The sequence below is a fragment of the Burkholderia ambifaria AMMD genome, from assembly GCF_000203915.1.
GTDB classification, from domain to species: Bacteria; Pseudomonadota; Gammaproteobacteria; order Burkholderiales; family Burkholderiaceae; genus Burkholderia; species Burkholderia ambifaria.
The window spans coordinates 968,663-990,789 of sequence record NC_008391.1 but is presented as its reverse complement, the minus strand read 5'-3'; the positions used below and the strand labels follow the sequence as shown (position 1 = coordinate 990,789).

Here is a 22,127-nt window from a genome sequence, read left to right as displayed (position 1 = left end):
ACGTCATGCCTGCGCGACCGGATGCAGCGGCACGCGGCGCGGGGCGGCCTGTGCCGCGTAGCGCGCATTGGTCGCGTCGATGTTCGCGAGCAGCGTGTCGAGGCCCTCCAGATACTGATGGTTGTCGTGGTCCCACGGATGGAAGCCCGGGCGGAAGTAGTCGAGCCATTCGCCGGCGATGCTCGGCAACACGCCGTTCTTCGGGCTGTACAGATACTTCACGAGGCGCCACATGCCGCCGAACCTGCCGTGCTTGCGACGGTGCGCCAGCATCAGCCGCACGTGGAAGTCGAACACGATCGTCCAGAACATCACGGTCGTCAGCAGCATCGTGCCGGTGCGCAGCAGATAGCTGCCGAGGCCCGGCTTCATCACGGCGTTCCATACGTCGTACGACACCGCCTTGTGCTCGGTTTCCTCCATCGCGTGCCACATCCACATCTGCCGATAGCCTTCGATCGACCCGTCGATCCGGTGCTCGTGGCCCGACAGCAGCTGGTTCGCGAGGATCGCCGTGTAGTGCTCGAGCGCGATGGTCGCCGCGAGCTGCATCGAATGCGGCATCGTCTTCCTGAAGAAGCCGAGGATCGTCCACAGCCGCTTGTCGAGCTTGTGCGCGGGCAGGCCGGCCGATTGCAGAAGGTCGTTGTACTCGATGTGCTCGCGCGTGTGCATCGCTTCCTGGCCAATGAAGCCGAGCACCTGCTTCTTCAGCTCCGGATCCTCGATGCGGTCGCGGTAGTGGCGCACAGAATCCATGAAGAAGCGCTCGCCAGCCGGAAACAGCAGCGACAGCGCGTTCATGAAATGCGTGACCGGCACGCCCTGGACGTGCCAGTCCTTCGCGCGTTCGGGCGGCAGCGCGAAACGGATGTCGCGCCGCACCGGCATCATGTTCGGGTTCGTCATGATTGTTCTCCTGCCTGATTGCCTGCGTTGTTGTAGGGGGCGTGAAGCGGAGCGGCCGCCGGCGCGCCGTAGCGGGCGGCCTCGCGGCGGGCCTTCGCGGCCTCGCGGCGCGACACGAGCACCACGATCGCCTGGTAGGCGGCCGGCATGATGCGCGCCATCCAGTCGGCGCCCTTCGCATCGCGGCCGATCAGCACGCGGCGCTTGTTCTTGCGCACGCCGGCGAGGATCGTGCGCGCGGCATCGTCGGCGCTCGTGATGAAGAATTTCTCGAAGTTGTCCTTGCCTTGCTGCTCGCTCTGAATGAGGAAGCCGATCATGTTCTTCGCGACGCAGCTCGACTGCGCGATGTTCGTGCGGACGCCGCCCGGATGCACGCAGGTCGCCGACACGCCGCACTTCATCATGTCGAGTTCCTGGCGCAGCGATTCGGTGAAGCCGCGCACCGCGAACTTGGTCGCGTTGTAGCCGCTCATGCCCGGCTGCGCGAAGATCCCGAAGATGCTCGACGTGTTGATCACGTGACCGTCGCCCGATGCCTTCAGGTGCGGCAGGAACGCCTTCGTGCCGTGCACGACGCCCCAGAAGTTGATGTTCACGATCCACTCGAGATCGCTGTATTCCATCCCTTCGATCGTGCTCGACAGCGCGACGCCCGCATTGTTGAAGATCAGGTTGACCTTGCCGTGCTCTTTCGCGGTGTCGTCGGCCCACGCGAACATCGCGTCGCGATCGCCGACATCCAGCATGCGCGTCGACACGCGCACGTTCGGCGCGATCGCGCGGACGATCCGCTCGGTCTCGGCGAGGCCGACGCCGTTCTTGTCGGCGAGCGACACGTGGCAGCCGGCCCGCGCGAGCTGGACCGCGAGCGCGCGGCCCATGCCCGAGCCGGCGCCCGTGATCGCGGCGACCTTGTTGGCGAAATCTCTCATGTCGGTGGCTCCTTGTCTGGCTCAGGCCGCTTCGGCGGAACGGGAAGTTGAAGCGGAAGCGGCGGACGCGGCGACGGGCCGCGCGGTCGTGTCGTGCCGCGGCGCGCCATACGCGTGGTAATCGGCGATCGAGAAGCGTGCGGTCGCCTGGCGGAAGCGCCATGTGAAGCCCGGCCACAGCGTCGTGTTCTTGCCGGTGCGCGGGTCGAGGTACCAGCTCTTGCAGCCGCCTGTCGACCAGATCGCCTTCTTGAGCTTGCCCTGCAGGTCGCTGTTGAACTGCGCCTCGACGAGCGGGCGCACCTCGATCGCATCCGCGCGTTCGCGTTGCATCGCCTGCAGCGCGCCGAGGATGTATTCGATCTGCGACTCGATCATGTACACCATCGAGTTGTGGCCGAGGCCCGTGTTCGGGCCGACGATCATGAAGAAGTTCGGGTAGCCGGGCAGCGTCGTGCCGAGGTACGCGTGCGCACCGTCGCGCCACGCGTCGACGATGTCGAGGCCGCCGCGGCCGACGATGGCGCCGCGCGGAAACGGATCCGCGACCTGGAAGCCGGTGCCGTAGATCAGGCAGTCGACTTCATGACGCTTGCCGTCGGTCGTCACGACCGCGTCCGCTTCGATGTGGTCGATGCCGGTCGTGATCACGTCGACGTTCTTGCGCGACAGTGCCGGGTAGTAGTCGTTCGAGATCAGCACGCGCTTGCAGCCGAGCGTGTAGTTCGGCGTGACGGCCTTGCGCAACTCCGGATCGGGGATCTGCTTGCGGATGTGACGCAGCGCGAGCTTCTGCACGTTCTTCATCAGCGACGGATGGATCGCAAAGCCGAGCACGCGCGATTCGAGCATCCAGTAGATGCCGCTGCGCACGGCCTTCTGCGTGAACGGCAGCGTGCGGAACAGCCATTTCTCGAAGCCGGTCAGGTTGCGGTCGGGCTTCGGCATGATCCACGGCGGCGTGCGCTGGAACAGCGCGAGTGCCTTCACGCGCGGTGCGATCTGCGGCACGAACTGGATCGCGCTCGCGCCGGTGCCGATCACCGCGACGCGCTTGCCGTCGAGCGGGTAGTCGTGATCCCACTGCTGCGAATGGAAGGCGCGGCCCTGGAACGTTTCGACGCCGGGGATCGCCGGCAGCGCGGCGCGCGACAGCCCGCCCATGCCCGATACCAGCACGCGCGCCGACAGCCGCTTGCCGTTCGCGAACGTGAGGCGCCAGCGCTGCGCGGTTTCGTCGTACTCGGCGCGCCGCAGTTCGTGGTTCATGCGCAGGTGCGGGCCGACGCCGAAGCGCTGCACGCAGTCTTCCAGATATGCGCGAATCTCCGGCTGCGGCGCGAACATGCGCGTCCAGCGCGGGTTCGGCGCGAACGAGAACGAATAGACGTGCGATTGCACGTCGCATGCACACCCGGGGTAATGATTGTCGCGCCACGTGCCGCCGACCGAGGCGGCCTTCTCGAGGACGACGAAGTCGGTCACACCTGTTTGCCGCAGGCGGATCGCCATTCCCAGGCCGGCGAAGCCGGTGCCGATGATGGCGATGTCGATGGTTTCGTCCGGGCCATCGTGGCCGGGCGGGCCGAAAGGCAACGTGCGAGCATTCATCCGGGTGTCTCCGATTTGGCTCATTTTTTAATGTTACATTGGTTGATGTAACGATAGTGGGTGAGCCCGGAAACCGCAAGCGGCTAGAAGCGACGCTCTAACGGCGGGAAACCAGACGGGAAAAGGCTGAGCGGGGTTTGGAACGGCGTGCTTGCCGCATTGCGGGAGGCGCGGAAAGGGCCGTCAGCGGGGCGAGCCAAGCGATGAACGAAACCGCCGATGCGCGGCGGTCTGTTTGAAACGGTATCAGGGACGGATCGAGCGGGCGGCCGTCTCATGGAAAACCCCGGCCACGATCAGGACCTGCGCGAGCGCGTAGAGGCCCCAGATCAGGTAATCGATCCCGGGAAAGCCGCCGAGGAACCGGCCGACGCCGATCAGCGTATCGGAGCCGACGAAGATCAGGCTGCCGACGGCGACCAGCGCGCTGCGCGTGCGCGCGGCGAGCGCGAAGCTCGCCATCACGCACAGCACGAGCATGTAGACGGCGACCGGCGCCAGCAGCTCGCCGAGGTGCGGGAAGAACGCGACGTAGAACGCCGGCGCGGCGATCCACAGCGCGACGAGCGCGCCGATGCGCCAGCCATGCGGCCGCGCGCGCCACCGGAAGAAGAGCGCGCAATAACACACGTGCGTGAGCAGGAACGCGCCGAGGCCGAACACGAACGACAGCGGCCAGTCGGGCAGTGCAAGCAGCACGTCGCCGAGCACGGCGGTCGCGAGCGCCGCGCACAGCCACGCGCGTTCGCGCAGCGCGCCGCAGGTGCTGCCGGCCGCGAGCAGCAGGAGGCCCATCGCGGCTTTCGCGGCGGCCTGGCCCGGATAGGGCGCGGCGGCGAGCGACAGCCCGTACAACAACGCGGCGGCAATGGCGAGCGGCCAGAGCCGGCGATAGGCGGCGGGAAGCGTGGCGATCAAGGCGAGTGTCTCCGGCTTGTGGTTCTTGTGGCGGATGGCGCGCCGTCGCGGGCGCGGCTGCCGGCCATTATCCGAAATAACGGGCGCGCAAGAACCGGCGAATCCTTCTAGGAAACGGAGGCGAAAGGAGGCGACGGGCGGCGATGCCGCCGCCGGATTTTTCCGCGCGTTGCCCCGGCTGAACCGGGGCAACGCGTTCCATTCGGCTTGCTATGATCGCCGCGGTATTGCCGTTGTCGATGTCGTTGTCCCGTCCGGTTGCGCGACGAGGCGCAAGCCGGTGCGTGCCCGATGAATCCATGCCGTGTCCAACCCGCGCGCCCATGCCAGGCGAAACGGGCGGCCCGGCCGCCATGACTACCGATCCGACCATGACCGAACTTCTCCACGGCGACGGTGCGATCCGTCGCACGACGCCGTACGGCGCCTCGATCGAAAATACTTATGCGGGTGTGCTGTCGTTCATGCGCCGCAACTATTCGCGTGCGCTCGACGGTGTCGACGTCGCGATCTCCGGCGTGCCGCTCGATCTCGCGACGACCTATCGCTCGGGCGCAAGGCTCGGGCCGGCCGCGATCCGCGCGGCGAGCGTGCAACTCGCGGAGCTCAATCCGTATCCGTGGGGCTTCGATCCGTTCGACGCTCTCGCGGCCGTCGACTATGGCGACTGCTGGTTCGACGCGCACAATCCGCTGTCGATCAAGCCGGCGATCGTCGAGCATGCGCGGACGATCCTGCGCTCGGGCGCGAAGATGCTGACGCTCGGCGGCGACCACTACATCACGTATCCGCTACTGATCGCGCACGTGGAGCGCTACGGCAAGCCGCTGTCGCTGATTCATTTCGACGCGCACTGCGATACGTGGGCCGACGACGAACCGGACAGCCTCAATCACGGCACGATGTTCTACAAGGCCGTGAAGGAAGGGCTGATCGATCCCGCGACGTCGGTGCAGGTTGGGATCCGTACGTGGAACGACGACTTTCTCGGGATCGAGCGGCTCGATGCCGCGTGGGTGCACGACCACGGCGCGCGTGCGGCGGTCGAGCGGATCGTCGATATCGTTGGGGCGCGGCCCGCGTACCTGACGTTCGACATCGATTGCCTCGATCCGGCGTTCGCGCCCGGTACGGGCACGCCGGTCGCGGGCGGGTTGTCGTCAGCGCAGGCGCTCGCGATCGTGCGCGGGCTCGGTGCGGTGAACCTGATCGGGGCGGATGTCGTCGAGGTGGCACCGGCCTACGATCACGCCGACATCACCGCGATCGCGGCCGCGCATGTCGCGTGCGATCTGCTGTGTCTGTGGCGGCAGAAGAAGGTGGCGGGTGCGTTGAAGTAAAGCGGGCCGGCGCAGGGCGCCGGCGCGTCGCTGGAACGATGGCCGGGCGCTGGCTTCAGCCGCGCGTGTCGATCCAGTTGCGTGCCCAGCGGCTCGAGTGCTGCAGTGCCTGTTCTTCGCTCACGAAATAATCGAGCGAATAGAACTGGTAACGGCCTTCGGCGCGTTCGAGCAGCAGGTTGGAGGAAAAACTACCGTCGGGCAAACGATGTGCCGAGGGTTGAACGGCATAGCCGTTGTACTGTTGAATTCGTTGGTTTTGCATTTGCGTTTTAATTTTAATGATGTTCGAGTGCGCGCGTGCCGTGCGAAATGTGCACAGGTGCGCCGATTCAAAGCCATTGCGAGCTGAATCCGAAGCAGTCGAAAAGCAGAAAAGGGGCCTTGCAGCCAGAGGGGGATGAAGTGCAACGAGGCGTGTGGCGCTCGGCAAGCTGCTGAACAATCAGATGCAGCTAAGAGCAGTCGCGCCAACTTTGGGAGTCGAAGCTCCGCGAGGATGTCGCTGCAACCCGGCGTCCGTTACCGGAGGCCGGGTCCTTCAAACTTTACAGCGGCTTGATGTTGGCCGCTTGCAGACCCTTCGGGCCTTGCTTCGTTTCGAAGCTCACCTTCTGGTTTTCAGCCAGCGTCTTGAAGCCGTCAGCGCGAATTTCCGAGAAATGCGCGAACAGGTCGTCGCCGCCGTTGTCCGGGGTGATGAAGCCAAAGCCTTTGCTGTCGTTGAACCACTTGACGATACCGGTATCCATGAAGAATCCTTGATGAAAAAAATAGAAAAGATTTGCTCTACGAGAGAGCGTTTGAAGCGTCAAGGAGGGAGAGGACCACGAATATCGCTGGGTAGCGACAATTGATGAACAGCAATCGAACTTCTTGAACTTCTGGCGACACACTACGCGCCGCCCGTGCCGCCGTCAATCGTTATGTTGTAACTGTTTCATTGAGCCATCCGTTTGTCAGATGAAACGATGTGACCCTGCGGGGCGGCGCGGCCGATCCGGCGTGGTGCGCAGGCGTCATCATACCTCGGTCCAGCCGCGAGAAATGCAGGGCGGCGCGCGCCTCCCACCCGAATTTCAGCCGATTCGAGCGCGTCCTGCCCGGAACTGTCCGGCGATCGTTGCGACGCGTTCGCCATACCGGCGTGCCGTCTCGAGATCGCCCGGCGACATCTCGTCGGGCGACGCGTCGGCTGGCGTCTGCGCCATCGGCGCGAGATAGGAGCCCATGCGATTCAGGTCGTCACGCAGCGAGGCCTTCACGTTCGCCGGCTTGATGTCCATGCTCGCCCAGATCCCGCCGTGCTGGCCGGCGAGCAGGACGAAGTATTCGAGCGTATTGAGCTTGTCGCCGTTGATGCTTGCGCTGTTGGTGAAGCCGCCAAAGATCTTGTCGCGCCACCCGGCGTCGAACCAGACCTTCGACGATGCGTCGGCGAACTTCTTGAACTGCCAGCTCGGGCCGCCCATGTAGGTCGGCGAGCCGAACAGGATCGCATCGGCGCCGGCGAGCATGTCCCACGCGTGCGCTGCAATATTTCCGTCGGCGTCGATGGCGACCAGTTCGGCACCGGCACCCTCGGCGACCGCCGCTGCCATACGTGCGGTATGCCCGTAGCCGGAGTGGTAGACGACGACCGCTTTAACCGAAGAAGTGTGTTGCGTCATGATTGTTCCCTTTCGTTCAGGTTGTCGTCGGGCGACGACATGGGAAAGCACTCTACTGAGTCGCAACCGGGTTATAAATGATGACCGATTGAACGTGCTGTTACTTCCAGGGTGAACAATGCAAAACCTCGACGCGCTCCTGATCTTTGCCCGTGTCGCCGAAATGACGAGCTTCACGCGGGCGGCCGAAAGCCTGGGCATCCAGAAAGGACGTGTGTCGATGGTGATCCGCAAGCTCGAGCGCGACGTGGGGGTTGCGCTCCTGCATCGAACCACGAGGAGCGTGCAGCTCACCGAAGACGGCCGCGCGTTCTATTCCCGCGCCCGCGACCTGCTGGCCGAGGTGCAGGAATTGCAATCGATGTTCTCGGGTAACGGCACACGGCTGCGCGGAAGGTTGCGCGTCGACATGCCGACCGAGCTGGCACGCAGCGTCGTGGTTCCCGCGTTACCGCAACTGATGGCCGCGCATCCCGAGCTCGAACTGGAACTGTCGAGCACCGATCGGCGCGTCGATCTCGTCCAGGAAGGGTTCGATTGCGTGATCCGGCTGGGTCCGATCACCGACGACACGCTGATTGCCCGCCCGCTGGGCAAGCTGCGGATGACGAATGCGGCGAGCCCGGGCTATCTGGCACGGTACGGCATACCGCACACGCTCGACGATCTGCGCACCCAGGGGCACCGGATGGTCCACTACACGCTGACGCTCGGCGCCCGGCATCCCGGATGGGAATATCCGAACGGCGACGGCTATGCGTCGCTGCCGTTGCCCAGCGCGATGCAGGTCAACAGCGTGCAGACCTATCACGCAGCCGGGCTCGCCGGCATCGGGTTGATCCAGGCGGGATATTCGGCGCTCGCGCATCACATTGAAAGCGGCGCGCTGGTCGAGGTTCTGCCCGACCTGCGTCCCGAGCCGCTCGCCGCGTCGCTCGTGGTGGCCCATCGGCGCAATCTGTCGCCGCGCGTGCGGGCGTTCATGGACTGGATCGAAGGCGTCTTGGCGCCCTATCTGGATTAGTCGAGAAGGGAGCGGCTGCGTTTTCCGCCAATTCGAGAAGAAAAAAAGCCGACGGGCAGGCGTCCGTCGGCCTCGTTCGAGTGCGTTGACTTTACTTCGCCGCGAGCGCACTCGCGACGTTCGTGTCGATCCACGCATTCTCCGCAACACTCAGCTTTTGCGGAATCAACTTCGCCGTATGGAACGCATCGGCAACCCGCTGCTGCGCCGCGACGATCCGGTCGTCGAGCGGCACCGCGCCGAACGGCACGCGCTTGATCCACGTCTCGACGAGCGGTTGCGGCAGGCCGACCTTCGGCGCGAGCAGCGCGGCCGTGTCGGCCGGATGCCCGTTGACCCACTGGCCCGTTTCGCGCGCCTGTTTCAGGATCGCGCCGACCAGGTCCGGATGCTGCTGCGCGAAGTCGCGCGTCGCTTCGTAGAAGTTGTTCGTTGCCGCGAGCCCCGTATAGTCGGACAGCGTGCGTACCTTCAGCGCATTCTGCGCGGCCGCATAGTACGGATCCCATACGACCCACGCGTCGACGTTGCCGCTCTCGAACGCCGCGCGCGCGTCGGCCGGCGCGAGATACACGGGGTGGATTTCGTCGTAGCGCACGCCGGCCTTCTTCAGCGCTTCGAGCAGCAGGTAGTTCGCGCTCGAGCCTTTCTGCAGCGCGACCTTCTTGCCGCGCAGCTCGGCGACCGAACGGATCGGCGAATCGGCCTTCACGAACACGGCTTCGTTGTGCGGGGCCGGCGGCTCCGCGCCGACATAGACGAACCGCACGCCGGCCGCCTGCGCGAACACGGGCGGCGGCGCGCCCGTATAGCCGAAGTCGATGCTGTTCGCGTTCAACGCCTCGAGCAGCTGCGGGCCGGCGGGGAATTCGAACCACTGCACGCCATAGCCGAGCGGCTTGAGCCGTGCTTCGAGCGAGCCTTGTGCCTTGATGATCGACAGCAGGCCGGCCTTCTGGTAGCCGATGCGCACGACCTTGTCGGCGCCGCCCTGCGCAAAGGTCGACGTGGCGGCGAGCGCCACGAGCGCGACGGCGGCGGTGCGGGTGATCCAGCGGGTGAAACGAATCATCGAACGAACTCCATGCGAAACGTCTTCTGGCGAGCGGCCGGTGCCGCCCGGTTGGAAGAATCGTCGCATGGGCGATCGCGCCCGCAAACGAAGCATTGCCGATATGAATATGACGGCGACGGCCCTATGCTTTGTCGCCGTCGCGTTGCGGATCGGACGTATCGGTCGCGCCGGATTGCCGCGCCGCCTCGTCGCTGAGCTTCTTGTCGAGAATCGTCGCGACGCGCCCACCGAGATAGGCGCTTGCCGCGTTCTCGAGCGCGCGGTTCGTCTCGCCTTCGACGAACACGGCCGCGAGCGGGCGCAGGCGCCAGATTGCATCGACGAGCGCGGGCACGTCGGTCACCGGCGGCAGCGTGCCTTCGTCGTAGCGGTCGAGCCGCTTCACGACGAGATCGACGAGCAGCCGCGCGATCGCGTCGAAGTGCGGCCGCGCGAGGCTGATCACGTCGAGCAGTTCGCGCGGCGGGATGCCTTCCTTCGCCATCGCGGCCGCTGCCTCGAGCAGCGCGGGGCTTTTCGCGACGAACGACAGGCCGTGCCGTTCGAGCAGCCCGAGCTCGGTCACGCGCGATAGTTGCGACGCCGTCTGCGGGCCGAACATCTGCGCGAGGGCGGCGAGCGAATAGGTTTTCGGCAGTTCGTGCGACCAGCGGCCGCCGATCGCGTTTTCCAGGCCGAGGATCGAGCGCAGGTCGTGACCTTCGTCGATCGCCTTGATCAGATCCTGGATGTTCGACAGCGTGTAGCCGCGTGCGAGCAGATGGTTGATCAGCTTCAGGCGGGCGACGTGCGTGTCGTCGTAGATGCCGACGCGCCCGCGCTTCTCGGGCGGCGCGAGCAGCCCGCGATCCTGGTACGCACGCACGTTGCGCACGGTCGTGTCGGACACGCGCGCGAGTTCGTCGACCGTGTACTCGTTGCGGGAATTCGCGGCGGCCTCGTCCGGCATGGGGGGAGTCTGTTTTGACATGCGGCCATTCTAGCGCGACGCGACAGGCTCGGGCGAGGCGGGGAGCGTGCGTGCGCCGTCGCCGAGCGCGCGCTGCATCAGCGCGGTATCGATCCAGCGACCGTGCTTGAAACCGACCGCCTTCAGCACGCCCGCCGCCTCGAAACCGAATGCGCGGTGCAGCGATGTCGAGCCGCCGGTGCCGCCGTCGGCGATCACCGCGATCATCTGTCGCCACGGGCCGGTCTCGCACCGCGCGATCAGCGCCGCGAGCAGCGCGCGGCCGATGCCGCGGCCGCGCTGGGCGTCGTCGATGTAGATCGAGTCCTCGATCGTGTGACGGTATGCGCTGCGCGTGCGATACGGCGTCGCATACGCGTAGCCGGCGATGCGGCCATCGCATTCCGCGACGAGATAGGGCAGCCCGTGACGCAGCACCGCGTCGCGGCGCGCGCGCAGTTCGTCGACGTCGGGCGGCGTCTCCTCGAACGACGCGACGCTGTGGCGCACGTGGTGCGCGTAGATCGCGTGAATGGCGGCGAGATCGGACTCGGTCGCGTCGCGGACGACGCAGGCGGCAGCAGCGGACATGGTGGCGGAGCGGGGGGACGAAACCGCTACTATGCCGGCCGCTGGGCGGGGCGGTAAAGGCATCGGCGGCGTCGCGCGCTCGGCGTACCGGTTTAGAGGTGGCCGTCCGCAGCGCGCACCGCGTCGGCGATCGCGTCCGCGACGCGCTGCACGCGCGGCGAGCGCCGTACGTCCGGGTGGACGACGAGCCAGATCTCGCGCTCGACATCGCAACGCGGCGCCGCCGTGAGTTCGACGAGCGCCGCGGTGGCGGGCAGCGACGGATCGGCCGAGGCCGGCCCGCCCGCGTCGGCGCCCGCGTCCATTACCGGTGCGTCGACGAGAAAGCGCGGCAGCAACGCGATCCCCGCGCCGGCCACGCACGCACGATGCAGCGCGGCCAGATCGTTGGCGACGAACGCGAAGCGGCGGCCGGCCGCGAAGCGTTCGAGCCACTGCTGTTGCGGCATCTGCGCGAGTGCGTCGTCGTAGCCGAGGAATGCCCACGTGTCGGGCGGCTCGGCGGCCCGCTCGGGCGACGCGCACAGCGCGAAGCGCATCGTGCCGAGCCGGCGCGCGGCCAGTCCCGGCTCGCTCGGTCGCGACAGTCGCACCGCGAGGTCGGCTTCGCGTGCGTACAGGTTGGCCGCATGCATCTCGCCCATCAGATCGATCCGCAGCGCGGGCCACGCGCGTTGCGCGCGGGCGAGCCGCGGCGCGAGGAAGTGGCTCGCAAATACCGGCGACGCCGACACGCGCACGACGCCATCGAGCGCCGCCGCGCCCTGCGCGGCGCGCGCGAACGCATGCACGTCGGCCTCGACGCGGGCTGCATGCTCGGCGAGATGCAGCCCTTCGTCGGTCGGCGGCCAGCCGCGCGGCAGCCGGTCGAACAGCCGGATGCCGAGCGCGGATTCCAGCGCGTCGATGCGCCGGGCGACCGTCGAATGCTGGACCTGCAGCGCCCGCGCGGCGGCCGACAGGCTGCCGCCGCGCATCACCGCGAGGAAATAGCGGAGGTCGTCCCAGCTCATCGGCAGTGAGGATGCCGGCGTCGGATCGGTCGAATTTTGCACAGTAGATGGGCGTGTAACGGGAATTCCGCTCGATTATGCACGATGGGATGATCGTGTCACTTCATTCGATTGCGAGGAACGTCATGACCCAAGTTGTCACCGCCACCCGGATCGGGATCGACCGCTACGGCGACGCCGGCGTGCTGCGCCGCGTCGATGCGCCCGTCGCGCCGCCCGGCGCCGGCGAGGTGCGGATTCGCCAGACCGCCATCGGCGTGAATTTCGTCGACATCTATTTCAGGACCGGCGCGCATCCGTTGCCGGCGCTGCCGGACGCGCTCGGCGTCGAGGCAGCCGGCATGGTCGACGCGGTCGGCCCCGGCGTGACGGCGCTCGTTCCCGGCCAGCGCGTCGCGTATGCGGGGCTGCCGACCGGCAGCTACGCGAGCCTGCGCACGCTGCCCGCCGAGCGCGTGGTGCCCGTGCCCGACGGCGTGAGCGACGACGCGGCCGCGGCCGGGCTGCTGAAAGGGATTACCGTCTACATGCTGCTGCATCGCGTCCGGCAGGTCGGCGCCGGCGACACCGTGCTCGTGCACGCGGCGGCCGGCGGTGTCGGGCTGCTGGCGACGCAGTGGGCGCGCGCGCTCGGCGCGCGGGTGATCGGGACGGTCGGCTCCGCCGCGAAGGCCGCACTGGTGCGTGCGCATGGGGCGGAAGCGGTGGTCGACTATCGCGAGGAGGATTTCGTCGCGGCGGCGCGCGCGTTCGGCGGCGGCGCGGGCGTCGACTATGCGATCGACGGGATCGGCGGCGACGTGCTGACGCGTACGCTCGGCGCGGTCCGGCCGTTCGGGATGGTCGCGAGCATCGGGCAGGTTGCCGCGATCGGCGCGCGGCAGACGATCGATCTCGACGAACTGGGCCCGGCCCGCTCGATCGCGCTGGCGCGGCCGAGCGTGCTCGGCTTCATTGCGCGTGACGTCGCGGGGTATCGGGAAGCGGCGCGCGCGACGCTCGACCGGCTCGCGGACGGGATGCACGTGGAGATCGGCGCGCGGCTGCCGCTCGAACGGGCGGCCGACGCGCATCGTTTGCTGGAGTCGCGTCAGACGACGGGCGGGGTGGTGCTGTTGCCGTGACGGCCGAGCGCGCGGCGACCGAAAGTCGTGACGAGGGTCGCCTCGCGATGTCGATCGGCGGGCAGGCAGAGGTGCCGCGTCGCCGCCCGCCGATCAGTGATGCGTGCGCAGCGGCGCACTCTGGACGAACCATGCGAGCACGAAGGCGATCGCGATCACGCCCGCCGCCGACAGATACACCACATGCAGCGACCCGGCGAACGCGTGCAGGTACGCAGCGCGCACCGCCTCCGGCAACTGGTGCACGGCCGCCGGCCCGAGCGCGGGCGGCAGCTCCGTGCCGGCCGGCAGCGCCTGCGCGAGGCGCGACTGCAGCCCGTGCGAGAACAGCGCGCCGAACGCGGCGACGCCGAGCGAGCCGCCGATCGAGCGGAACAGCGTCGCACCCGACGTCGCGACACCCATGTGCCGGAATTCGACCGTGTTCTGCACGGCGAGCGTCAGCACCGGCATTACCATGCCGAGCCCGATCCCGAGTAGCGCCATGTATGCGTACATGGTGTGCAGCGGCGTGTCGAGCGACAGCGTCGACAGCAGCGCCATCGCGATGCCGCCGATCAGCGTCCCCGCGATCGGAAACGGGCGATACGTGCCGAACCGCGAGATCAGCCGGCCGCTCGCGATCGACATCGCGAGCATCCCGCCCATCATCGGCAGCAGCTGCATCCCGGCCTGCGACGGCGTCGAGCCCTTCACGACTTGCAGATAGAGCGGAATGAACGTGACCGAACCGAACAGCGCGATGCCGACGACGAAGCCGATCAGGCTCATCAGCACGAAGGTGCGCTGGCGGAACAGTTCGAGCGGCATGATCGGCTCGGCCGCGAGCCGCTCCTCGTAGACGAAGCCGCCGAGCGCGACCAGCCCGAGCACGAGCGTCATCCACAGCTGCGGCGACGACCACGGCAGCAGCGAACCGCCTTCGCTGGTGAACAGGATCACGCAGGTGAGGGCCGTCGCGAGGAACGCGGCGCCCATGTAGTCGATGCGGTGCTTCACGTGCGCGGTGTGCGGCCGGAACACGATGCCGATCACCGCGAGCGCGAGCGCGCCGAGCGGCAGGTTGATCGTGAAGATCCAGCGCCACGACAGGTGTTCGACCAGGAAGCCGCCGAGCAGCGGCCCGACGATCGTCGCGAGGCCATACACGCCGCCGAACATCCCCTGGTAGCGCGCACGGCGATCGGGCGGCACCAGGTCGCCGATCGCGGCCATCGTCACGACCATCAGCCCGCCGCCGCCGAGCCCTTGCAGCGCGCGCAGCACGATCAGCTGCGTCATGTCCTGCGCGATGCCGCACAGCGCGGAGCCGGCGAGAAACAGCACGATCGCGGCCTGCAGCACGATCTTGCGGCCGTACAGGTCGCCGAGCTTGCCGTACAGCGGCAGCACGACCGTCGACGACAGCAGGTAAGCGGTCACGACCCACGACAGCTGGTCGAGGCCGCCGAGCTCGCCGACGATCGTCGGCAGCGCGGTCGACACGATCGTCTGGTCGAGCGCGGACAGCAGCATGACGAGCAGCAGCGCGGCGATCACCAGCCCGGTCGGCGTGTCGCGGCGGGCCGCTTCGGCGGCCGGCGGAGCAAGAAGGGTATCGGTTCTCATCGAGATATCTGCCATGGCAGGGAATTGACCGGAATATAGAGGCAATTGATTGACTGGTCAATTTCTGCCCGGGCTCGATTTGTTGCACCGGTAACAGAAGATTGCGGGGCGGAAATTTGATCGCGATCAGCCCGAAAGAGGGCCGGACTCAAGTTTTTCGCAGGCAAACCGTAATCCAGAGTGCCGCGCGCCGATTGGCGCGGCACCTTTCATCGCTCACGTCCCGTCATGAACCTGAACGCCCTGTTTTCCCGTTTCTCGATCCGTACGCGGATTTTTTCCACGCTCGGCCTGGTCGCCGTGCTGCTCGTCGTGTCGGGCCTGATCGGCCTCACCGGCATGCAGAGCTCGAACCGTGCGCTCGACGAGGCCTATACGCGCCAACTGGCCGCGAAGACCGCGCTGTCCGCCGCGAGCCTGAACCTGACGATCGTGCGGACCACGCTCGACCGCGCGCTGCTGCATCCGGAGGCGCCGGACGTGCCGGATCTCGTCAAGAAGGCCGACAGCTACCTCGCGAAGGCCGACGCCGCGTGGCGCACCTACGCGGGCATGCCGCACGACGGCGACGAAGGGCCGCTCGCGACCCGCCTCGACGCCGCGCGCCAGGCGCTTATCGGGCAGGCGCTGAAGCCGCTGATGGACGCGATCCGCGACGGACGTCGCGACGATGCCGACCGGCTGCTGATGACGGTCGCGCCGCCGCTGTCGGTCGCGCTCACGCAGGCGACCGATGCGCTCGATGCGTACCAGGCCGCACGCGGCAAGGAGGTCTACGACACCGCCCAGACCTATTACGGCTGGATGCGCGCGGGCGCGCTCGCCGGCATTGCGTTCGGTCTCGCCGCGTGTTTCGGCTGCGCGGTCGGCCTGCATTTCGCGATCACGCAACCGGTGAACCGGCTGCTGTCGCATTTCCGCCGCCTGTCGGAAGGCGACCTGACGTCGGAAGTGCGCTGGTCGTCGCGCGACGAGATGGCAGAACTGGTCAAGGGCGTGACGGGCATGCAGCGCAGCCTCGCCGATACGGTGCGCCAGGTCAGCCAGGGTTCCGAAGCGATCTCGACCGCGACGCACCAGATCGCGGCCGGCAACACCGACCTGTCGCAGCGCACCGAGGAGCAGGCTTCCGCGCTGCAGGAGACGGCCGCGAGCATGGAACAGCTGACGGCGACCGTGAAGCAGAACGCCGATCACGCGGTCGAGGCGCAGGCCTGCGCGGACACCGCGAGCGAGATCGCGACGCGCGGCGCGACCGTCGTCGGCGAAGTGATCGGCACGATGAACGAGATCGACCAGAGTTCGCAGAAGGTGGCCGACATCATCGGCACGATCGAGGGCATCGCGTTCCAGACCAACATCCTCGCGCTGAATGCGGCGGTCGAAGCCGCGCGCGCGGGCGAGCAGGGCCGTGGCTTCGCGGTGGTCGCGGGGGAAGTGCGCACGCTCGCGCAGCGCTCGGCCTCGGCCGCGAAGGAAATCCGCACGCTGATCGGCGAGTCGGTTGAGCGTGTCGCGACGGGTTCGCGGCTGGTCGGCGTGGCTGGCGCGACGATGCAGGACATCCAGCAGGCGATCGGCCGCGTGACGGGCATCATGACCGAGATCGCGGCCGCGTCGAACGAGCAGCGTGACGGGATCGAGCAGGTGAACCGCGCGGTGTCGCAGATGGATCAGGTGTCGCAGCAGAACGCGGCGCTGGTCGAGCAGGCGGCGGCAGCGGCTGCGTCGCTCGAGGAGCAGGCTGATGGATTGCGGCGGGCGGTGGGGGCGTTTCGGGTGGCTTGAGCGAGGGTGGGGTGGGTGGCGCAAGGGGCAGCAACGCGGCTGCGCCTTGCGCCGCCAACGACATACTTCACAGGCTCGGTCCATGGCGTGTATTGAGAAGAATGTCGCCATGATCGAGAGGTCTTATTTCGTCGGGCTCAAAACAGCGGCAGCCGGGCACGAAGCCAGTCCCATTTGGTTGGCGGAATCGACAGGTATTTTTTTTCAGGGCTCGATTCATCGGTCAAGTCGATATAACGGACCCGATTGCCCTCGTAATTCAACGGTCGATGAAACAGTGCGCCGTGATACCAGTTGACCGCGAAATATCGTCTTGCAAGAAGTTCTCCTTTATCACTGAAAACTTCCAATGCTATTTGGTCATTGGTCGCGTCTTGATCGTTCCCGCCGGTACCGCACATCTTGAATCGATATTGAACGCCATTCATATTTTTCGTGCCGCCGTCCAATGTGTCTGGCCTATCATAGAAATCGCATCGGCCATAGATCGGTCGACTGAGATGGGCGATAAAACCCGCGCTGATGAAAATAATAATGGCTAAGCCAATGTATTTGATGGCTCTAGTCTGCATATCTCGCCAAGCTCAAAGTTAATGGGTTTATTTAACTTCAAATAGACTGGTTTGGAATATATCATGAAGTCCATGCCGCGGCGGTGTCTTTCTCTCCAACGATTGTAGTCTGCGTTGTAGACCGGAAAGTAGACGTCCGATTCTTTGAATTTTCCAAACAGACTTCTGCGCGTATCTACCGGCTTGTTGATGCTCTTTGCCAAAATATCGATATCGGAATCCCGCTTTGGTGAGCTTGATTCCGTGAGTAACGCTCCCGGGGCGATAATGACCCCGCGTTTATTCCAGTGCCCCAAATATTGCTTTCCGTTGAATGAGTAACTATCTTTCACGTAAAGATAAATGTGCGTGATTTTTCCGGTCGCGTTGAGGCAATACGAATTTCCGGATTTTTCATATTTGAAATATTTCTCTCTTGAGGAGATTTCTACGTTGCCTATGGCGACGTAGATGTTGAAGTTGGCCAGTGCCCCCGTGAGATCCGTGGGAGTAAGATTATGGAGGGTATCCCAATTTCTTATTGGTAATAGCTGGAATTGCCAATCGTTGTGGAGTTTTCGCAAATCGCCGGTAAGTCTCGACGTATTGATGTTGAGCGTTGAATGTCGTTCGAGAAAAAGTTTTTTGACGAAGGGCTCGATGATATCTGTGGCTGCGCGGATGGATCGCTCGCTATAAATATCTCTATCGATAAGCCTTTTATATTTTTTCTTGACGCTTCCGAATTTCAGTACCCAGTCAAGGGTGACGTCAACTTCGTTCGATGGTTGGGTTGAGGTCGGCGCGTCATTGTATGTATGCGCAGGCCCTGCAAACCATATCCGCGCAAGCCTGGCTGAAACCTTCCAACCCAAATTGTCCATCGCAATTGGCACGTCCTGAAGGTCGAAAGGCGGCGGATTTTCGCAAACTTCCGATTCCGCTTGTTTCGGCGGCGCTTTAGGCGTTGCATGATCAGCCTTCGGCTGTGATTGACGCGCAGCCGGCTGCTTTGATGTCAGCGAGGCTGGAGAACTCGCATCGAGACGAGCGGGTGGTGGTGGCTTTTCCCCGGGGGCATGTCTGTCGATCGACACGCTCTTTTGAGTCTCGAGAGGAACGCATCCCTGGCGCCCCTTGTACTCCTTCAGTTCTGGTCCCCACCATCCCTTTTGCGGCTTGTAGTACGGCGCTTTTTTTACGTCGGCCATCGAATATTCCGCTTGCAACGAATGACCTGACATCGTAGTGACAGGCCGCAAGCGGATAAATCATCGGGTATGGCCGGAACAGGACGAAACGCGAGCGCACAAGGGGCCCGGGCAGAACGAAATGTTCCCAACTGTTGCAACAGGCACGGCGCCCGAGATCGTCGTCATTCCGGCGCCCCTGCCGCGGCGTCAACCGCCCGTGAGCTGCGCGCCCGAGCGCGCCGACGCGACGAGCAGCAGCTTCATCGTCGCGCGCGTCGCACCGACGAACAGCTTGCGGGCCGCACGCGCATCGAGCGTGTCGAAGTCGATTTCGGTGAGGATCACGCACGGTGCGGATTGCCCCTTGAAGCGATAGATCGAATCGAGCAATACGTCGCCTTCGCGATATTCAGGGTTGCCGAACAGATCGTACTTGCCGGTGAAGCGCTTGACGCGGTGCGGGCCGAGCTGGTCGAGCGGCGCGAGCACCGAGCTTTCGCGGCCGCGATACGACAACACCGCGATGTCCTGCTTGCGGAAGCCGAGCGACAGCGCGTGCGTGATCGCGCGCTTGGTCGCGTCGATGCAGGCTTCGGCGAGCGCGTCGCCCGATGCGCCGTCTTCCCCGTATGACGACACCGACGGATCGGAACCGTCGAACGGGCTGCCCGAGCGCAGTTCCAGCGCGAGCGGCTCGACGCGGCCGACGATGTCGCGCACGAATTCGAGCAGGTCGCGCGGGCTGCGGTAGTTGGTCAGCGCCTTCAGCGTGACCCAGCCGGGCAGCGCGACGGGCTCGCGCAAATAAAGGTTCTGCAGCGGATCTTCCAGCCACCACCAGGCCCCGTCCGGCGCGAGCAGGCGCTCGAGCGCCGTCGCCCACGGCGCGTGAAAATCCTGTCCTTCGTCGACGATCAGCACGTCGAAGCGCCAGCGTTCCGGAATCGGTGCTTCCGCAAAGCGTGCCTCGAGACGCTCGAATGCACCCGGCACGTCGAAGTCGGGCGTATAGCCGCCGTCGCGCGCCACCCAGTCGCACAGCTGATGGTAGTTCGCGATCTTCGCGCCGGGCGGCGCGATGCGTGCGATGTAGTCGGCGAGCGGCCGGTTGAAACAGACGTAGAGCACGCGCTTGCCGGCCGCGACCGCGTCGCGCATCGCCTGCACCGCGAGCTGCGTCTTGCCCGAACCCGCGGTGCCCGTCACGCGCAAGCGGAACGGCGTGAACTCGAGCTGCCGCGCCCATTCGGCGAGGCCGCCCGACAGCCGCGTGACGAGCGTGCCGGCCTGCCCGACGAGCGCACTCGTGTCGGGCATAAGCGCCAGCTCGTCCGCGAGGAAATGATGCAGCTTGGCCGCATTCGGCAACGTTTCGTCGTGCTCGGGCAGGATCTGCAGGATCACCTGCGCGAGCTGCGTCTTGCGCGACGCGTCGACGATGCGATCGGCCGCGACACCGGCAATCGCCGTCTCCCGGATCGAGTAGTCGGGGCAGTACAGCAGCGCCTCGACGCCGTAGACGCCCGCGCCGAGCGCGGCGGTCAGCCGCCGGTGCAGCGTCTCCTGCGTGCGCGCGAGCAGGATCGGGACGTTGCGCTCCTTCTGCAGGTAGACCTTCACGAGCCCCTTCGGCGTTTCGCGCAGGAAGCCGGCCTTCTGCTCGATCAGCAGCACGCGGCCGGCCGGACTCACGACGACGAACGCCGCTTCGCCGAACACCGAAAAGCCTTGATCGGCACGCGTCCAGTGCACGCCGTGATAAACGGTGTAGGTGTCCGGCAGCGCGTGTTCGAGGGCGGCAAGCGTCTCGCGCTCGCGTTCGGCCGCGCCGGTGGCGGCGAGGCTTTTCCAGTCGTCGGGAATGAGGCGGGCCATGGAGGGGCGGCGGATGCCGGTCGTGAACAGGGTCCGGCTATTGTACTGAGGAACCTGTTCGCGACCGCTGCGCCGCACGGGCGCCGGCCATGCGAAGGCGGGCGGCGCAGTGGGCGGGCGTTACCCGCGTGCGAGCCGTTTTGCGAGATCGGCGCTGAGGATCGCCATGCGCGCGGGTTTTTCGTAGCAGACGACGTCGAACGCGCGGATCACTTCGCTGATGTCCGCTTCGCTCGCGCGGCCGGTGAGCAGGTCGCCCGTCAGCACGAAGATCGGCGCGCCCGGATTGTCGGACGTGCGCACCGCCTTGATCGCGGTGGCGGCCGTGCTGCCGTCGAACAGCCACTCGGTGACGACCGCGTCGAACGCCTGGCCCTGCAGCGCATCGACGAACGGCGCGAGGCCGTCGAACGCGGCCGTCGCGAAACCCTGCCGTTCGAGATAGCGGCACAGCTCGGTCGCGCTGACGCGGTCGGGATCGATCACCGCGACGACGAGCTTGTCGCTCTCCGCGCGGCGCGGATAGATCTCGATCTTGTGCACGTCGTAGGCGTTCTGGTACAGCACGCCCGTATGGCGCAGCACGCGCCAGCGGCCGTTCTGTTCATAGGCGACGAACTCGGGGCGCGCGCCCGCTTCGAGCGGCGCACCGATCCATGCGGTGCACGGAATTTCGGCGACGCCGGCGTACAGCACCGCCTCCTGCGAATAGGCGCCGACCATGCCGGGGTCGAGCGTTTGCGCGCCGAACAGTTGTGCGGCGGGCTCGCCGTAGGCTTCGGCGACTTTCTTGATTTGCGCGAGCGTCCAGGGGCTGCTGCCGCGCAACTTGCGGTGACCTTGCGAAAAGCTCAGGTCGAGGATGCGGCACAGCTCGGTGGTCTGCTGGCGCTTGCCGATGCCGTTGCGGGTCATTAGCTCGCGCACGCGCTCGGCAACCGCGAGGGAATCCGTGGTGATTGCTTCAGTGGTCATGCTACGGGAACGGATCTTGACTTCAGAACGACGCCTTGCGGCAGTCTCGGCGGACAGTCTTGACGACGTCCAGTGGCGAGCCGACCGGCCACGCGCGGAAAAGATAACTTTACCGCAAAACGACGGCCATTCCATGTCGCGAAAGGTGCGTTTGTGTGAAAGGTGTGTCACGACGTTACGGCGGCCCGGCGGCTTCCATCGCGCGCCAATGGCCCGTTCGCAACCGTCGGGCGCGGATCGCGCGGTGCCGGGACACGATTCCTCGCAGGGCGGCGCCTAATCTTACGACGCGGCCCGCGGGATGCACCAGCGCAGGGCGTTTCGCGGTCCGGAGCGCGCCCTCAGGTCGCTTCCCGTCGACAAATATTTACATCACTTTGCGCGTCACGCGGTCGGGCGGAACCGCATCTTATACGCGGATTGTTTGATGGTTTAGTCTAATGAATTCCCTGCGGATACCTTTTCGGGAGCGTGCGTGCATGAACGCGGCGGGGCGCCATGCTACGATTTCGCCGTCTCAAAAAAGCGTTGATGCGATGCAGAAGAAATTTGTGATGCGCGGGTACGAGATGAACTGCGAACCGCGCGTGACGGAGGACGGCAAGTACGCCGCCCAGGTCGAGGTCACGAAGCTGGGTTTCAGCCGCGAGGCGGCCTTCCGCAAGCTGGGCGAATTCGATACCGAAGCCGAAGCCGTCGCCTATGCGAAAAAATTCTCCGAAGAATGGCTGAGCCGCTACGCGTAGCGCGACGTTCGCCCGTGCAAGACGGACGTTGGCCTGACCGGCGCGTGCCTGCGCGTTGAGTCCCGCGGCCCCCGCGCGGCCGGCCCCATTCACAGCGAAACCACGACGAACGCCACCGATTGCGCGGCGTGGACGGCGCGCGCCGTTCGCGGATGGCGGCGCGTGACCGTCTTCGATTCATCTCTGACGGTTGTCAATATTCGGGGAAGTTTGGAGATTCATTCCCCACAAT

At 65.7% G+C, this 22,127-nt stretch carries 21 protein-coding genes; 5 read left to right on the top strand and 16 right to left on the bottom strand.

The features are described 5' to 3' along the window. Positions 1-3 precede the first annotated feature (3 nt). From BAMB_RS20405 to BAMB_RS20390, 4 genes are all read right to left on the bottom strand, one after another. Positions 4-909, bottom strand: a complete 906-nt coding sequence (locus BAMB_RS20405) for a metal-dependent hydrolase (RefSeq protein ID WP_011659065.1) — start codon at positions 907-909, stop codon at positions 4-6. Next, a complete protein-coding gene (locus BAMB_RS20400; protein WP_011659064.1) occupies positions 906-1,844 on the bottom strand; it encodes an SDR family NAD(P)-dependent oxidoreductase in 939 nt (312 codons plus the stop codon). The genes BAMB_RS20405 and BAMB_RS20400 overlap by 4 nt, the downstream gene beginning before the upstream one ends. A 21-nt stretch (positions 1,845-1,865) precedes the next feature. Continuing rightward, a complete protein-coding gene (locus BAMB_RS20395) occupies positions 1,866-3,455 on the bottom strand; it encodes a flavin-containing monooxygenase (RefSeq protein ID WP_011659063.1) in 1,590 nt (529 codons plus the stop codon). A gap of 246 nt (positions 3,456-3,701) precedes the next feature. Further along, the gene (locus tag BAMB_RS20390; protein WP_011659062.1) at positions 3,702-4,373 is read right to left on the bottom strand and encodes a lysoplasmalogenase; all 672 of its coding nucleotides are present in this window, start codon (positions 4,371-4,373) and stop codon (positions 3,702-3,704) included. Between the two features lie 371 nt (positions 4,374-4,744). On the opposite strand from BAMB_RS20390, the gene speB reads away from it, so the two are divergent. After that, positions 4,745-5,713, top strand: a complete 969-nt coding sequence (speB, locus tag BAMB_RS20385; RefSeq protein WP_011659061.1) for an agmatinase — start codon at positions 4,745-4,747, stop codon at positions 5,711-5,713. A gap of 55 nt (positions 5,714-5,768) precedes the next feature. On the opposite strand, the gene BAMB_RS20380 is transcribed toward speB, so the two are convergent. The 3 genes from BAMB_RS20380 to BAMB_RS20370 all read right to left on the bottom strand — a co-directional run bounded on the left by BAMB_RS20380 (position 5,769) and on the right by BAMB_RS20370 (position 7,383). Next, a complete protein-coding gene (locus BAMB_RS20380; protein ID WP_006753082.1) occupies positions 5,769-5,978 on the bottom strand; it encodes a hypothetical protein in 210 nt (69 codons plus the stop codon). Positions 5,979-6,261: 283 nt separating this feature from the next. Next, positions 6,262-6,465 (bottom strand): cold-shock protein, encoded by a 204-nt coding sequence (locus BAMB_RS20375; RefSeq protein WP_006485974.1) that lies wholly within the window; start codon positions 6,463-6,465, stop codon positions 6,262-6,264. A 327-nt stretch (positions 6,466-6,792) separates the two neighbouring features. Continuing rightward, positions 6,793-7,383, bottom strand: coding sequence for a flavodoxin family protein (locus tag BAMB_RS20370; protein ID WP_011659060.1), 591 nt, complete (start codon positions 7,381-7,383; stop codon positions 6,793-6,795). Between the two features lie 118 nt (positions 7,384-7,501). On the opposite strand from BAMB_RS20370, the gene BAMB_RS20365 reads away from it, so the two are divergent. Further along, positions 7,502-8,407: a LysR family transcriptional regulator gene (locus BAMB_RS20365; protein WP_011659059.1), complete on the top strand. Its 906-nt coding sequence runs from the start codon at positions 7,502-7,504 to the stop codon at positions 8,405-8,407. 91 nt (positions 8,408-8,498) lie between these two features. Here BAMB_RS20365 and BAMB_RS20360 read toward each other — a convergent pair whose 3' ends face one another. The 4 genes from BAMB_RS20360 to BAMB_RS20345 all read right to left on the bottom strand — a co-directional run bounded on the left by BAMB_RS20360 (position 8,499) and on the right by BAMB_RS20345 (position 12,035). Next, positions 8,499-9,479: a sulfonate ABC transporter substrate-binding protein gene (locus BAMB_RS20360; protein WP_011659058.1), complete on the bottom strand. Its 981-nt coding sequence runs from the start codon at positions 9,477-9,479 to the stop codon at positions 8,499-8,501. A 124-nt stretch (positions 9,480-9,603) separates the two neighbouring features. Then, a complete protein-coding gene (locus BAMB_RS20355; protein ID WP_011659057.1) occupies positions 9,604-10,452 on the bottom strand; it encodes a MerR family transcriptional regulator in 849 nt (282 codons plus the stop codon). A gap of 9 nt (positions 10,453-10,461) precedes the next feature. Then, positions 10,462-11,022, bottom strand: coding sequence for a GNAT family N-acetyltransferase (locus tag BAMB_RS20350; RefSeq protein ID WP_041491490.1), 561 nt, complete (start codon positions 11,020-11,022; stop codon positions 10,462-10,464). Positions 11,023-11,114: 92 nt separating this feature from the next. Continuing rightward, positions 11,115-12,035: a LysR family transcriptional regulator gene (locus tag BAMB_RS20345; protein WP_011659055.1), complete on the bottom strand. Its 921-nt coding sequence runs from the start codon at positions 12,033-12,035 to the stop codon at positions 11,115-11,117. A gap of 125 nt (positions 12,036-12,160) precedes the next feature. Between BAMB_RS20345 and BAMB_RS20340 the strand changes: the two genes are divergently transcribed. Further along, the gene (locus BAMB_RS20340; RefSeq protein ID WP_011659054.1) at positions 12,161-13,159 is read left to right on the top strand and encodes a quinone oxidoreductase family protein; all 999 of its coding nucleotides are present in this window, start codon (positions 12,161-12,163) and stop codon (positions 13,157-13,159) included. Positions 13,160-13,252: 93 nt separating this feature from the next. Here the strand turns inward: BAMB_RS20340 and BAMB_RS20335 are convergent, their stop codons facing one another. Beyond that, the gene (locus tag BAMB_RS20335) at positions 13,253-14,767 is read right to left on the bottom strand and encodes an MDR family MFS transporter (RefSeq protein WP_041491664.1); all 1,515 of its coding nucleotides are present in this window, start codon (positions 14,765-14,767) and stop codon (positions 13,253-13,255) included. Positions 14,768-14,995: 228 nt separating this feature from the next. Here BAMB_RS20335 and BAMB_RS20330 point away from each other — a divergent pair, with 228 nt between their 5' ends. Next, positions 14,996-16,555, top strand: a complete 1,560-nt coding sequence (locus BAMB_RS20330; protein ID WP_011659052.1) for a methyl-accepting chemotaxis protein — start codon at positions 14,996-14,998, stop codon at positions 16,553-16,555. Positions 16,556-16,692: 137 nt separating this feature from the next. Here BAMB_RS20330 and BAMB_RS35955 read toward each other — a convergent pair whose 3' ends face one another. The 4 genes from BAMB_RS35955 to BAMB_RS20320 all read right to left on the bottom strand — a co-directional run bounded on the left by BAMB_RS35955 (position 16,693) and on the right by BAMB_RS20320 (position 21,149). Then, positions 16,693-17,127 carry a hypothetical protein gene (locus tag BAMB_RS35955; protein ID WP_082089655.1) on the bottom strand — a complete coding sequence of 145 codons (435 nt, stop codon included), beginning with the start codon at positions 17,125-17,127 and terminating at the stop codon, positions 16,693-16,695. Further along, a complete protein-coding gene (locus BAMB_RS34145; protein WP_011659050.1) occupies positions 17,094-18,317 on the bottom strand; it encodes a DUF6402 family protein in 1,224 nt (407 codons plus the stop codon). The genes BAMB_RS35955 and BAMB_RS34145 overlap by 34 nt, the downstream gene beginning before the upstream one ends. 189 nt (positions 18,318-18,506) lie before the next feature. Then, positions 18,507-20,174 carry an ATP-binding domain-containing protein gene (locus BAMB_RS20325; protein ID WP_011659049.1) on the bottom strand — a complete coding sequence of 556 codons (1,668 nt, stop codon included), beginning with the start codon at positions 20,172-20,174 and terminating at the stop codon, positions 18,507-18,509. Between the two features lie 120 nt (positions 20,175-20,294). After that, positions 20,295-21,149 carry a helix-turn-helix domain-containing protein gene (locus tag BAMB_RS20320; RefSeq protein WP_011659048.1) on the bottom strand — a complete coding sequence of 285 codons (855 nt, stop codon included), beginning with the start codon at positions 21,147-21,149 and terminating at the stop codon, positions 20,295-20,297. A 536-nt stretch (positions 21,150-21,685) separates the two neighbouring features. On the opposite strand from BAMB_RS20320, the gene BAMB_RS20315 reads away from it, so the two are divergent. Further along, positions 21,686-21,895, top strand: coding sequence for a hypothetical protein (locus tag BAMB_RS20315; RefSeq protein WP_006759801.1), 210 nt, complete (start codon positions 21,686-21,688; stop codon positions 21,893-21,895). The last annotated feature ends 232 nt before the right edge of the window (positions 21,896-22,127 follow it).